Genomic DNA, 12827 nt, shown 5'->3' on the forward strand with positions numbered 1-12827 from the left:
ATCAATTTGTCCGCCTTCTGTATCAAATCCCCTTTCTCCCTGCTCGTGCAAGGGGTTTATTGCACAGGAAAATCCCCGCCAGAATCAGCCCGCCACCCAGACACATGGTCAGCGTCAGCGGCTCATCCAGCAGCAGCGCGCCAAGGATCACCGCCGTCAACGGGTTCAGGGCAATGAACACCCCGGAACGGGTCGCGCCGATTCTGCGGATGCCGTCGTAGTAGGCGATGTAAGCCAGCGCCGACCCCAGCACGCCCAGGTACAAAAGGCTCATCCATTGCTGCGCACCGAGTTGAGCGATCGCCGCGACACTCACCTCGCCGCGCACGGTGCAGGTGATCCAGAGCATGGCGGTGCCCAGCAGGATCGACCAGGTCACGGTTTGCACCGGTCCCAGGCTGTGGTTCAGTTCCCTGGAAAACAGCGAGTAGACACCCCAACCGAGGACGCAACCAAAAATCAGCAAGTCGCCGAGCCAGGCCCCCGCACCCGCACCGACACCGCCGGCCAGTAGTTGCGGGTCACGACTGACGATCACCATGCTCGCGCCCGCCATGCAGATCGCAATGCCGACGACCTTGGCCCGGGTCAACCGCTCCTTGAACAGCAGCCAGGAAGCCAGGCCGATCACCGCCGGATTCAGCGCCACGATCAAGGACGCCCGTGAGGCGTTGATGTAATGCAGACCGTAAAAGAAGCACACGTTGTAGAAAAAGATCCCGAAAAAGCCAAGCAACAACAATTGCAGCCATTGCCGGAGGCTGGGCCGGACCAGTGGCGTGCGTGCCATGCGTATAAATAGCAGCAACGCCACGCTGGCCAGCAGAAACCGCAGGCTGGCCGCCAATAACGGACTGAGGCCGCCGGCCAGATAGCGCCCGGCGACGAAAGTGCCACCCCACACCATGGTCACCGCCGCCAGTTTCAAATACACCGGCAGATCCGAGGGTTTTGCCAGACTTTGCTCACAGATTGTCATGGATTACAGGACCGGATGTTGGAGAGATGCCGTATCATTGGGCTAATACCCAGTCATCGTAAAATGAGCAAACACTCATGACCCTCACTCAACTGGAGATTTTCTCCCTTGTGGCCGAACTCCAAGGCTTCACGGCAGCAGCCAATCGCCTGGGAATTTCCCAATCAGCCGTGTCCCATGCCTTGAAGTCCCTGGAACTGGAGCTGGGTGTCGAGCTGTTGCGCCGCCATCAATCCAGGGTCGAGTTGAGCGACATTGGCCAGCAGTTGTTGCTGCGCGCCCGAGCGATGCTCGGCCTGGCCAATACCCTGCGCCAGGAAGCGGCCGATGCGAGGGGCATGAAACGCGGCACGCTGCGCATCGGCTCCTTCGGCCCGACCTCATCGATCAAATTGCTGCCGTTGATTCTGCAGCAGTACCACGCCGCCCATCCCGGCATAGAAGTGCATATCGACGAAGGCCCTGACCGCCAGGTGCTCCAGTGGCTGGAGGAACGACGGATCGACATCGGCTTTGTGGTGTTGCCCGAGGAGCGCTTCGACACGGTCGCGTTGATCGAAGACCAGATGGTCGCGCTGCTGCCCGTCGACCACCCGCTGGCGGTTCTCGACAGCCTGAGCCTGAAGGACCTGTGCGATTTCCCGTTTGTGCTGACCGAAGCCGGTTCTTCAGAGCTGGTTTCACGCCTGTTCACCGCGGCTCGACTGACACCCAACATCCGTTATCGCTGCTCACAGTTGATGAGTACCCTGGATGTCGTCGCACGTGGCGACGGGGTGACGGTGGTTGCCGAAGGTTCATTGCCCAATCGAATTGACGACCGCTGCGTGAAAAAACCGCTGTCGCCGGCAGTGTTGCGCCAGGTCGGCCTGGCGGTGCTCGATCGACGCCAGGCGTCACCTGCGACGCTGGCCTTTATCAACCTGGCCGCAAGCCTTGACTGGCGTTGAGCGGCATAACCGCCAAGGGCCAACTATCATGGCCCGTACCCGGACTCTTCATGGGAGGCGTTTTGCCCTGCCAGCCTTTGAGAGCCTTACTTCTTCGTGACAGGATTCGCGAATGCCGCTAAAAGCCAAAACCCGCAGTCGCAGCGCAAGAATGGCTGTCACCCTGATCAGTGGATTGCTCCCGGTGCTGCTGGGGGCCGCCATTCTTTACATGCAAGCAGGGCGTGCGCTCAAACAAGACGCAGAACAAACCGCCGAAGAAGCGATTCGCCAGTTCGACTTGATGCTCGACAACACTGCCCAGGCCGCTCGCGAACTACTGCCGCTGGCGGGCAAAAGTTGCAGTGATGTCAATCTGGCCCTGCGCGAGCAGGTCACTCGCGGCCCATTCGTGCGATCAACCAGTCTGGTGTGGGACAACAACCTCTATTGCAGTTCTTTGTTCGGCGACTACCAGGAGAAGGTCAACCCCGGTGACTTCACCCAGGGCGCCTTATGGCTCATGAACGGCAATCAGGTGACGCCCAACTCCGCCTTGCTGGTGTACCGCCTGAGCGAAGGAAAAAAAGGTGCGCTGACGACTCTCGATGGTCATCACTTGAGCAATATTCTGCGTTTGATCGGCCGCAAGACCTTGCTCTTTCTGCAAGTGGGCCAGGACTGGATAGCCGCCGACGGCAAGGTTCACAGGGGCGCCGCGCCGGACCTGCCCGTTGCGCAAAGTCGATTGGCCTCCCGGCACTATGCGTTTGCCGTGGAAGCCGGCTTTCCCGAAGGTGAAACCTGGCGATACATGAGCAACGAATATCCACCATTGTTCAGCTTGCTGATTTTCTTCGGCGTGATTGCCGGGTCAATCGGTCACTTCCTGCAAAAACGCTCATCGGCACCGACCCAGGAAATGCAACGGGCACTGGAAGCTCAAGAGTTCATTCCGTATTTCCAGCCAGTGGTGCATGGCGACAGCAAAAACTGGTCCGGCGCGGAAGTGCTGATGCGCTGGAAACATCCGAAGGAAGGCCTGGTGCGTCCGGATCTGTTCATCCCGTTTGCCGAGCACTGCGGGTTGATCGTACCGATGACCCGCTCGCTCATGCGCCAGACCGCTGCCCTGCTTGCGCCGCAATCCGCCGGATTCGACAAGCCGTTCCACATCGGCATCAACATCACCGCCAGCCATTGTCAGGACCTGGAGCTGGTCAAAGACTGTCGCGAATTTCTCGATGCGTTCGAGCCGGGCTCGATCCATCTGGTGCTGGAACTGACCGAACGTGAACTGATCGTGCCCACGGCCATCACCCTGCAACTATTGGAGCAACTTCGCGAACTGGGCGTGAAAATCGCCATCGACGACTTCGGCACGGGCCACTCGAGCCTTGGCTACCTGCGGCAGTTCAATGTGGACTTCCTGAAAATCGACCAGAGTTTTGTCGCCATGATCGGCATCGACACGCTCTCCAGCCACATCCTCGACAGCATCATCGAACTGGCGGTCAAGCTCGACCTTGCCCTGGTGGCCGAAGGCGTCGAAACCCGTGAACAGAGTGATTACCTGAGCGCGCATCAGGTCAACTTCCTGCAAGGTTATCTGTACGGCAAACCCATGCCCGGCGCGGAATTCATTAGTGCATTAAGCGACCGTTAACTCGCGAATTTAACCGGCAAAACAACGATTGCACGCACCAATTTGAATCAAAACACTACTGCCGTTACATGAAAAAAAAGACAGGATTTACTCTTGGCCAATTAACTACTACAATTTTACATGCCTGCGATAAATTGACAGGTGAGCCACTATCACCGAGTCGCTACAAGGCTCTTGGCTTATAGCTTTGTTTGCGGTTGGTATCAGCCAAACACACTATTGGAGTAAAGATATTGTCCAGACTCGCTGAATTTCGTGCAGCCGAAAAGGCCCTTCAAGAACAGCTCAAGCAGCTGGAATCCCTGAAGAACGATGCCGGGCTCAAGAAAGAAATCGAATTCGAAGAGAAGCTCCAGGGCTTGATGAAAACCTATGGCAAGAGCCTGCGCGACATCATCGCCATTCTCGATCCCAACCCGGCAAAATCCGGCCTGCTGCACGCCGCAACACCTAAAACCCGCCGCGCCCGTGTGGTCAAGGTTTATCAGAACCCGCACACCGGCGAGCTGATTGAAACCAAGGGCGGCAACCACCGCGGCCTGAAGGCATGGAAAGAACAGTACGGTGCAGCCACCGTTGATTCCTGGTTGCGCGGCTAACTCTCGCGACGACAAAAAAGCCCTGCTTATGCAGGGCTTTTTCGTGAGCTATCTAAATGCCCGGGGCGGACACCAGACAACTACCTGACTGCCAACAACTTTATGCTTAATCCATTTGGGTATCTAAAATTTTCTTCATGCATCGAAAAAGCACTGTCGCTTACTATAGTTTCAAGCTGTTACGGGCAACGCCTATTTCATCCTGGCTCGCCTTATAAGCCTCGGCTTGCCCGGCGTAGGAAAGAACATAGGCCTTATCGACATCCACCGCGGCCACCAATGTTTGAGAAAGCACATGCCTGCCGTTTTGCGTGACGGTACAGGTTGTTTCCAGCGCAGCCAATCGACTCAACGTAGTCGCATGAATTCGCGTGCAGACACTTTGATAGCCACCCTGAAAGAAGTCTTTTTGTACTGACTTGCGCATCTCCAGCAATACGCCTTCAAGGTTAACCTGATGATCGCTTTGCACCGGGCTCATGGTCAGTTCCATCACCATGAGCGGCGATCCATTCTGGTCATTTTTCACCGCCCGCTGGCGACTGCCCCCCGACGCCGATTCAGGCGCGACTTCGATCTGCCAGCCTTCCGGCCAAGTCATTACTGGCGCATCGGCACGTGCAGCGCCAACCACCGAAAGCACGCTTAATAGAATAAACAGCAGTTTATGGAATCTAATCATTGCACCGGGCACTCACGGATCAAGCCGTAAAGTCTGGGCCCAGGCCGGCCGTCAGGCAATAGCCGACTGTTCGGGTTTGGTGATGTCCGAGCCCTTGCGTATCATTGTCACCATTCGTTAGCCCACATATTTCCCGGAGGGCCCATGAGCCTGCACGAATTGAACACTTTCCCCGGCGTCACCGCCCAACCGGACGCCGCTACACAGAAGTTCGTCTTCAACCACACCATGCTGCGGGTCAAGGACATCACCAAGTCCCTGGATTTCTACACACGCATTCTGGGTTTTACGCTGGTGGAAAAACGCGACTTCCCGGAAGCCGAGTTCAGCCTGTATTTCCTGGCGCTGGTGGACAAGAACCAGATCCCGGCCGATGCCGCCGCGCGCACCGAGTGGATGAAATCGATCCCCGGCATTCTGGAGCTGACCCACAACCACGGCACCGAGAACGACCCGGATTTCGCCTACCACAATGGCAACTCCGACCCCCGCGGTTTCGGCCACATCTGCATCTCGGTACCGGACATCGTCGCCGCCTGCGAGCGCTTTGAAGCACTGGGCTGCGATTTCCAGAAACGCTTGAGCGATGGTCGCATGAAGAGCCTTGCGTTCATCAAGGACCCGGACGCCTACTGGGTCGAGATCATTCAGCCGGCACCGCTGTAACGCCTGACATGAATCCTTGTAGGAGCGGGCTTGCCCGCGAAGGCGGCGGCACATTCAGCATCGTTGGTGACTGGAACACCGCTTTCGCCGGCAAGCCGGCTCCTACACTGATTACAAACACAAAACCCCACGATCAATCATGGGGTTTTGCGTTTTCAGCGCCGGGGTTTATGCCGGGGCAGAAGTGCGGATCAAGTGATCGAAGGCACTCAGGGAAGCCTTGGCGCCCTCGCCCACTGCGATCACGATCTGCTTGTACGGCACGGTGGTCACATCGCCGGCGGCGAACACACCCGGCACCGAGGTTTCACCGCGGGCATCGACGATGATCTCGCCGCGGGGCGACAACTCGATGGTGCCTTTGAGCCAATCAGTGTTGGGCAACAGACCGATCTGCACAAAGATCCCTTCCAGCTCCACACTGCGCAATTCGTCGCTCTGACGATCCTTGTAGCGCAGGCCGTTAACCTTCTGACCGTCGCCGGTGACTTCAGTGGTTTGAGCACTGGTGATCACGGTGACGTTCGGCAAGCTGTGCAACTTGCGCTGCAATACCGCATCGGCACGCAACTGCACATCGAACTCCAGCAACGTGACGTGGGACACGATACCGGCCAGGTCGATGGCCGCTTCGACGCCGGAGTTACCGCCGCCAATCACCGCCACACGCTTGCCCTTGAACAGCGGACCGTCGCAGTGCGGGCAGTACGCCACGCCTTTGTTGCGGTATTGCTGCTCGCCCGGCACGTTCATTTCGCGCCACCGCGCACCGGTCGCCAGAATCAAGGTTTTGGCCTTCAACTTCGCACCACTGGCGAAGTGGACTTCATGCAGCTCGCCCAATTTGCCCGGCACCAATTTATCGGCACGCTGCAAGTTCATGATGTCCACGTCGTACTGCTTGACGTGCTCTTCCAGGGCCACGGCCAGTTTCGGCCCTTCGGTTTCCTGCACCGAGATAAAGTTCTCGATGGCCATGGTGTCCAGCACCTGCCCACCAAAACGTTCGGCCGCGACACCGGTGCGAATGCCTTTACGGGCCGCATAAATTGCCGCCGAAGCACCGGCCGGGCCACCGCCGACTACCAGCACATCAAAGGCTTGCCTGGCGCTGATTTTCTCGGCCTGGCGTTCGATGCCGCTGGTGTCGATTTTGGCGAGGATTTCTTCCAGGCCCATGCGGCCCTGGCCGAAGTTAACGCCGTTCAGGTAGATGCTTGGCACGGCCATGATCTGGCGCTCGTCGACTTCGGCCTGGAACAGCGCGCCGTCGATAGCGACATGGCGAATGTTCGGGTTCAGTACCGCCATCAGGTTCAGTGCCTGGACCACGTCCGGGCAGTTCTGGCACGACAGCGAGAAGTAAGTCTCGAAGCTGAATTCGCCTTTGAGCGAGCGGATCTGTTCGATCACTTCGACACTGGCCTTGGACGGGTGACCGCCAACTTGCAGCAAAGCCAGTACCAAGGACGTGAATTCATGGCCCATCGGAATGCCGGCGAAACGCAGGCTGATATCGGCCCCGGGGCGATTGATCGAGAACGACGGCTTGCGAGCATCATCGCCGTTGTCGAGCAAGGTAATCTGGGTGGAAAGACTGGCAACGTCTTTCAACAGCTCGAGCATTTCCCGGGATTTCGCACCGTCGTCGAGGGATGCAACGATCTCGATCGGCTGGGTGACCCGCTCCAGGTACGATTTCAACTGGGCTTTAAGATTGGTGTCCAACATACGGGCGATTTCCTTGAATTCTTGAGACAAAAAAACGCCCGAGCGAATCTCGCCCGGGCGTTTTTATTGGGCGGTGCAGCTTGCTTAGAAGGTGCGCAAGTGCGCCCTGATGAAACGCATCACAGACTTAGATCTTGCCGACCAGGTCCAGAGACGGCGCCAGAGTGGCCTCGCCTTCTTTCCACTTGGCCGGGCAAACCTGGCCTGGGTGAGCAGCGACGTACTGGGCCGCCTTGATCTTGCGCAGCAGCTCGGAAGCGTCACGGCCTACACCGCCGTCGTTCAGTTCAACGATCTTGATCTGGCCTTCAGGGTTGATCACGAAGGTGCCACGGTCAGCCAGACCGGCTTCTTCGATCAGCACGTCGAAGTTGCGGGAGATGGCGTGGGTCGGGTCGCCGATCATGGTGTACTGGATCTTGCCGATGGCTGGCGAAGTGTTGTGCCAGGCAGCGTGGGCAAAGTGGGTGTCGGTGGAAACGCTGTAGATCTCGACACCCAGCTTCTGGAACGCGTCGTAGTTGTCGGCCAGGTCTTCCAACTCAGTCGGGCACACGAAGGTGAAGTCGGCCGGGTAGAAGAACACTACAGACCACTTGCCTTTGAGGTCAGCGTCCGAGACTTTTACGAAGTCGCCATTTTTGAATGCGTCAGCTTTGAACGGTTTAACTTGGCTGTTGATAATAGGCATCGTTGACTCTCCGTCAGGGGTTAAGAAGTTGATGGAGAGAACTTTACTCACTCGACGAACGGAAGGCTCATTGGCAAACCTGATGCCGATGATTGGCTTTCGCTATTAGCCAGCTGTATTAATAGAAGAAAACGGTATCTAGGGGGTGTTCTCAATTAGTTTCCCCGGCGCGGTGGGGAAACTAATTGAGAACACCCCCTAGGGTGAGACGGGCTTTTCCGTGATGCGCGCCATGCCGAGGAACGGACTGGCTTCGATGTAACGCATGGCCGACTTCATGTCCTTCCAGCCCACATAACTCATCAGCGATTTCAGATCCCAGCCACTCTGATGCGCCCAGGTCGCAAAACCGCGACGCAAGGAATGACTGGTGTAAAGCTCGCCGGCGACACCTGCTCGCGCCAACGCCTGACGCAATAACGGAATCACGCTGTTGGCGTGCAACCCCTCCTCGCCCAGATGCCCCCAGCGGTCGATGCCACGAAACACCGGCCCACGCACCAGTGCCGCCTCGGTAATCCAGTCGATATAAGCTTGCACCGGACACAAGCGTTGCAAGGCCGGCGTGTGATAGGTCTTGCCGAGGTTATCGCGATCACTCTTGCTGCGCGGCAAATAGACGCTGATGCCGGAACCGGTACTGGCCTGCACGTGCTCCACCTGGAGCCGGCACAACTCGTCACTGCGAAAGCCGCGCCAGAAGCCCAGCAGGATCAACGCCATGTCGCGCCTGGCCCGTAGTAAACCCGCTCGGTCGCCTTCGGCCCTGGCGGTTTGCACTTCCAGCTCCAGGCGACTGACCACCTGCTCCAAATGCTGGAGCTGCAAGGGCTCAGCTTGTTTTTCCTGGGCCGGGTGCAGCGCGCGGATGCCCTTGAACACCTTGCGCACCACCGGTGCCTTGGTGGGATCGGCAAAACCCTGGCTGTTGTGCCACTGCGCCAATGCCGACAAACGCAGTTTCAACGTATTGATCGACAACACCCCGGCATGGGCCACCAGATAACGCGCCACGCTGTCGCCGGTGGCTGGCAGAAAACCGCCCCATGTGACTTCGAAGTGTTCGATGGCCGCGCGATAGCTGCGACGGGTGTTGTCGCGTGTCGCGGCCTGCAGGTAACGATCCAGCTCGGTCATGGGGTCAACTCTTGAATTCATACCGCTTTGACGGGTCAAAAACCGGGACTTGGCGTATCACACGGGGTAATACCAGTATATCCCGTGTTAATAGCATTCAGTATCTAACTTTACCAATTGAATGGTACAATGTGTATTTACGTGGTACGTACCACATCATCAAAACCCGGGAGATCTCATGGCACGCGGCGGTGTAAATAAAGCGGTGGTTCAAGCCGCTCGGTTGGCGATCCTCGCCCGCGGCGAAAACCCCAGCATCGATGCCGTACGGATCGAGATGGGTAATACCGGCTCGAAAACCACGATCCATCGCTATCTCAAGGAGCTCGATGACAGGGTCGAACCTGTTGAAACGCCGACAGAGCCGATCGACGACGAACTGATGGCGCTGGTGGCGCGGCTCGCACAACGGCTCAAGGAACAGGCGCAAGAGCCTATCGATCAGGCGCGCACGCAGTACGAAGAACAACGCAAGGCGCTGGAACACCAGCTCGGCGAAGCGCAAGAGGCCAACAGCGAACTGCACCAGCAATACGAATTTCAGAGCCTGGCGCTGACGCAGGAATCCGAGGCTCTGCATGAAACCCGCGCCATGCTGCAAACGGAGCAAACCCGCAACGCCGGGCTGAACCAGGCACTGGCCGATTTCGAATTGCGCTTGAAGGACAAGGACGAGCAGATCCGCTCCCTTGAAGAAAAACACCTGCACACTCGCGACGCGCTGGAGCACTACCGCAATGCGGTCAAGGAACAGCGCGAACAGGAAATCAGTCGCCACGAAGGCCAGGTGCAACAGCTACAGATGGAACTGCGTCAGGCCCAACAAAGCGCGCTGGTACGCCAGGATGAAATCACCCAGTTGCACCGCGACAATGAACGCCTGCTGACTGAGAACCGCGGCACATTGCGAGAGCTGAGCCTGCTGCAAGAACAGCTCAAGCAAAGCAATACCCGTCAAGATCAGTTGCTGGAACAAACCACCCGCGTCGACGGCGAGCGCACCCTCCTCCAGGAACGCCTGCGCGTCGCCCTGCTGGAAAGCCAGGCACTCAAACAGGATGTCGATGAACAGTCGCAGCTCAACAGGTCACTGGAAATGGATCTGGCCAAGACCCGGGCGGATCTGGAAGAGCGCGTGCGTCTGGCCGCGACCCTTGCGGCAGCGGCAGACGCAGCGAAGAACGATTAACCGGCGAGCGGCGTACGCATGGTGACGAACTCTTCGGCGGCCGTCGGGTGCACGCCGATGGTTTCGTCGAAGTGGCGCTTGGTGGCGCCGGCCTTCAAGGCAATCGCCAGGCCCTGGACGATTTCACCGGCGTCCGGGCCGACCATGTGGCAACCCAACACCTTGTCGGTCCGGGCGTCCACCACCAGCTTCATCAGCGTGCGCTCCTGGCATTCGGTCAGGGTCAGCTTCATCGGCCGGAAGCGGCTTTCGAAGACCTGCACCTCGTGGCCGGCTTCGCGGGCCTCTTCTTCGGTCAAACCGACGGTGCCGATGTTAGGCAGACTGAACACCGCCGTCGGGATCATCTTGTAATCCACCGGACGATACTGCTCGGGCTTGAACAGGCGTCGCGCCACCGCCATGCCTTCAGCCAACGCAACCGGTGTCAGCTGAACACGACCGATCACATCACCCAGCGCCAGGATCGACGGCTCGGCGGTCTGATACAGCTCGTCGACCTCGACAAAGCCTTTCCTGTCGAGTTTGACCCCGGTGTTCTCCAACCCCAGATTATCCAGCATCGGACGACGACCCGTGGCGTAGAACACGCAATCGGCTTCCAGTTGGCGACCATCCTTGAGCGTGACTTTCAGGCTGCCATCAGCCTGCTTGTCGATGCGCTCGATGTCCGCGTTGAATTGCAGGTCCATGCCGCGCTTGGTCAACTCTTCCTGCAAATGCTTGCGCACGGAACCGTCGAAGCCGCGCAGGAACAATTCGCCGCGATACAACAGCGTGGTCTGCGCACCCAAGCCGTGGAAGATCCCGGCAAACTCCACCGCAATATAGCCACCGCCCACCACCAACACCCGCTTGGGCAGCTCTTTGAGGAAGAACGCCTGGTTGGAACTGATGGCATGCTCATGCCCCGGGATCTCCGGAATCTGCGGCCAGCCGCCGGTAGCGATCAAAATATTTTTGGCGGTAAAGCGCTCGCCATTGATCTCGACCTGATGCGGATCGACGATCTTCGCGTGACCTTCATGCAAGGTCACGCCGCTGCTGACCAGCAGGTTGCGATAAATGCCATTGAGGCGATTGATCTCGCGGTCCTTGTTGGCGATCAGCGTCGCCCAGTCGAACTGCGCTTCATCCAGGCTCCAGCCAAAACCGGATGCCTGCTCGAAGTCTTCGGAAAAGTGCGCACCGTAGACCAGCAATTTTTTCGGCACGCAGCCGACGTTTACACAGGTACCGCCCAGGTAGCGACTCTCGGCCACGGCCACTTTCGCGCCGAACCCGGCCGCAAACCGCGCCGCCCGCACACCGCCAGAACCGGCACCAATCACATAAAGGTCAAAATCGTAGGCCATTTTCAATCTCCTCGGCAGGTGACCAGCATACCTGCGGACATTTGTGGGGCAAGCGCTGCACACGATATGAGGCCGAAAAATGAAAAAGCCACCCGAAGGTGGCTTTTCAATACAAACAGGTCGCCAGCTATCAGTAAGCCTTGCCCGTCTTGTAGAAGTTCTCGAAGCAGAAGTTGGTTGCGTCGATGTAGCCTTCGGCGCCACCACAGTCGAAACGCTTGCCCTTGAACTTGTAGGCAATCACGCAACCATCCTGCGCCTGTTTCATCAGGGCGTCAGTGATCTGGATCTCGCCACCTTTGCCTGGGTCGGTTTGTTCGATCAGGCTGAAGATATCCGGCGTCATGATGTAACGACCGATGATCGCCAGGTTCGACGGGGCATCTTCCGGCTTTGGCTTCTCGACCATGTTGCGTACGCGGTACAGGTCGTCACCAATCAGGTCACCGGCAATCACACCGTACTTGCTGGTTTCTTGCGGGTCGACTTCCATGATCGCGACGATGGTGCAGCGATACTGTTTGTACAGCTTGACCATCTGCTTGAGTACGCCGTCACCTTCCAGGTTGACGCACAGGTCGTCCGCCAGTACCACGGCGAACGGCTCGTCGCCGATCAGCGGACGACCGGTCAGGATCGCATGACCCAAACCTTTCATTTCGGTCTGGCGGGTGTAGGAGAACGAGCATTCATCCAACAGGCGGCGGATGCCGACCAGGTATTTTTCCTTGTCGGTGCCCTTGATCTGGTTTTCCAGCTCGTAGCTGATGTCGAAGTGGTCTTCCAGGGCGCGCTTGCCGCGACCGGTGACGATTGAGATTTCGTTCAAGCCAGCGTCCAGTGCTTCTTCAACGCCGTACTGGATCAGTGGCTTGTTCACCACCGGCAGCATTTCTTTGGGCATGGCTTTAGTCGCTGGCAGGAAGCGAGTGCCGTAGCCGGCTGCTGGGAACAAGCATTTCTTGATCATATAAGTCCTTGTAAGGGCTGTGCGTGTACGAGTTTCGGCGCAGTCTAATCAGGCGGCGTGCACCTTACAATGCCCCCGCGCTGGCCAACCGATGCCAACATAGAGAAATAAACTTGCCGATAGTTCCCTGCGCAAGCCCTTATGCATAGCACAGACTTGCGCAATTGCACGGCATTCAACCGCCCGGAACCAACCACCATACGCCCATCGGCACCCGTTGAGTGCGTTTGGCG

12 protein-coding genes are annotated in these 12827 nt (G+C 58.0%); 5 read left to right on the top strand and 7 right to left on the bottom strand.

What is annotated here, in order from left to right:
* Nucleotides 1-22 precede the first annotated feature (22 nt).
* Nucleotides 23-979, bottom strand: coding sequence for a DMT family transporter (locus KGA81_RS20790; protein ID WP_223547967.1), 957 nt, complete (start codon nt 977-979; stop codon nt 23-25).
* Nucleotides 980-1056: 77 nt separating this feature from the next.
* On the opposite strand from KGA81_RS20790, the gene KGA81_RS20795 reads away from it, so the two are divergent.
* The 3 genes from KGA81_RS20795 (at nt 1057) to KGA81_RS20805 (ending at nt 4173) form a co-directional block, all read left to right on the top strand.
* A complete protein-coding gene (locus tag KGA81_RS20795; protein ID WP_223547969.1) occupies nt 1057-1929 on the top strand; it encodes a LysR family transcriptional regulator in 873 nt (290 codons plus the stop codon).
* 112 nt (nt 1930-2041) lie between these two features.
* Nucleotides 2042-3574 carry an EAL domain-containing protein gene (locus KGA81_RS20800; protein WP_223547971.1) on the top strand — a complete coding sequence of 511 codons (1533 nt, stop codon included), beginning with the start codon at nt 2042-2044 and terminating at the stop codon, nt 3572-3574.
* Between the two features lie 233 nt (nt 3575-3807).
* Entirely contained in the window at nt 3808-4173 is a 366-nt protein-coding gene (locus KGA81_RS20805; RefSeq protein WP_218430717.1) for a histone-like nucleoid-structuring protein, MvaT/MvaU family, read from the top strand.
* 163 nt (nt 4174-4336) lie between these two features.
* On the opposite strand, the gene KGA81_RS20810 is transcribed toward KGA81_RS20805, so the two are convergent.
* On the bottom strand, nt 4337-4855 hold the full coding sequence (locus tag KGA81_RS20810) for a DUF4946 domain-containing protein (protein WP_223547973.1): 519 nt from the start codon (nt 4853-4855) through the stop codon (nt 4337-4339).
* Between the two features lie 144 nt (nt 4856-4999).
* On the opposite strand from KGA81_RS20810, the gene gloA reads away from it, so the two are divergent.
* Nucleotides 5000-5521, top strand: a complete 522-nt coding sequence (gene gloA / locus KGA81_RS20815; protein ID WP_223547975.1) for a lactoylglutathione lyase — start codon at nt 5000-5002, stop codon at nt 5519-5521.
* Between the two features lie 168 nt (nt 5522-5689).
* Here gloA and ahpF read toward each other — a convergent pair whose 3' ends face one another.
* The 3 genes from ahpF to KGA81_RS20830 all read right to left on the bottom strand — a co-directional run bounded on the left by ahpF (nt 5690) and on the right by KGA81_RS20830 (nt 9080).
* Nucleotides 5690-7252 (bottom strand): alkyl hydroperoxide reductase subunit F, encoded by a 1563-nt coding sequence (gene ahpF, locus KGA81_RS20820; protein WP_223547977.1) that lies wholly within the window; start codon nt 7250-7252, stop codon nt 5690-5692.
* 127 nt (nt 7253-7379) lie between these two features.
* Nucleotides 7380-7943 carry an alkyl hydroperoxide reductase subunit C gene (gene ahpC / locus KGA81_RS20825; RefSeq protein ID WP_007975937.1) on the bottom strand — a complete coding sequence of 188 codons (564 nt, stop codon included), beginning with the start codon at nt 7941-7943 and terminating at the stop codon, nt 7380-7382.
* Between the two features lie 198 nt (nt 7944-8141).
* On the bottom strand, nt 8142-9080 hold the full coding sequence (locus tag KGA81_RS20830) for a site-specific integrase (protein ID WP_223547979.1): 939 nt from the start codon (nt 9078-9080) through the stop codon (nt 8142-8144).
* A gap of 178 nt (nt 9081-9258) precedes the next feature.
* On the opposite strand from KGA81_RS20830, the gene KGA81_RS20835 reads away from it, so the two are divergent.
* Nucleotides 9259-10269 carry a DNA-binding protein gene (locus KGA81_RS20835; protein ID WP_223547981.1) on the top strand — a complete coding sequence of 337 codons (1011 nt, stop codon included), beginning with the start codon at nt 9259-9261 and terminating at the stop codon, nt 10267-10269.
* On the opposite strand, the gene gorA is transcribed toward KGA81_RS20835, so the two are convergent.
* Together gorA and galU are read right to left on the bottom strand one after the other, a co-directional pair.
* A complete protein-coding gene (gene gorA, locus KGA81_RS20840) occupies nt 10266-11624 on the bottom strand; it encodes a glutathione-disulfide reductase (protein ID WP_223547984.1) in 1359 nt (452 codons plus the stop codon). The two genes, KGA81_RS20835 and gorA, sit on opposite strands and share 4 nt — an antisense overlap.
* Nucleotides 11625-11754: 130 nt before the next feature.
* On the bottom strand, nt 11755-12594 hold the full coding sequence (gene galU, locus KGA81_RS20845; RefSeq protein ID WP_093220174.1) for a UTP--glucose-1-phosphate uridylyltransferase GalU: 840 nt from the start codon (nt 12592-12594) through the stop codon (nt 11755-11757).
* Between the last annotated feature and the right edge of the window lie 233 nt (nt 12595-12827).

Source organism: Pseudomonas sp. A-B-19 (assembly GCF_019947515.1).
Classification (GTDB): Bacteria; Pseudomonadota; Gammaproteobacteria; order Pseudomonadales; family Pseudomonadaceae; genus Aquipseudomonas.

Excerpts from the sequence above, each read along its gene's own strand:
- KGA81_RS20790 (WP_223547967.1), bottom strand. The coding sequence starts at position 979 with ATGACAATCTGTGAGCAAAGTCTGGCAAAACCCTCGGATCTGCCGGTG.
- KGA81_RS20795 (WP_223547969.1), top strand. The coding sequence starts at position 1,057 with ATGACCCTCACTCAACTGGAGATTTTCTCCCTTGTGGCCGAACTCCAA.
- KGA81_RS20800 (WP_223547971.1), top strand. The coding sequence starts at position 2,042 with ATGCCGCTAAAAGCCAAAACCCGCAGTCGCAGCGCAAGAATGGCTGTC.
- KGA81_RS20810 (WP_223547973.1), bottom strand. The coding sequence starts at position 4,855 with ATGATTAGATTCCATAAACTGCTGTTTATTCTATTAAGCGTGCTTTCG.
- gloA (WP_223547975.1), top strand. The coding sequence starts at position 5,000 with ATGAGCCTGCACGAATTGAACACTTTCCCCGGCGTCACCGCCCAACCG.
- ahpF (WP_223547977.1), bottom strand. The coding sequence starts at position 7,252 with ATGTTGGACACCAATCTTAAAGCCCAGTTGAAATCGTACCTGGAGCGG.
- ahpC (WP_007975937.1), bottom strand. The coding sequence starts at position 7,943 with ATGCCTATTATCAACAGCCAAGTTAAACCGTTCAAAGCTGACGCATTC.
- KGA81_RS20830 (WP_223547979.1), bottom strand. The coding sequence starts at position 9,080 with ATGACCGAGCTGGATCGTTACCTGCAGGCCGCGACACGCGACAACACC.
- KGA81_RS20835 (WP_223547981.1), top strand. The coding sequence starts at position 9,259 with ATGGCACGCGGCGGTGTAAATAAAGCGGTGGTTCAAGCCGCTCGGTTG.
- gorA (WP_223547984.1), bottom strand. The coding sequence starts at position 11,624 with ATGGCCTACGATTTTGACCTTTATGTGATTGGTGCCGGTTCTGGCGGT.
- galU (WP_093220174.1), bottom strand. The coding sequence starts at position 12,594 with ATGATCAAGAAATGCTTGTTCCCAGCAGCCGGCTACGGCACTCGCTTC.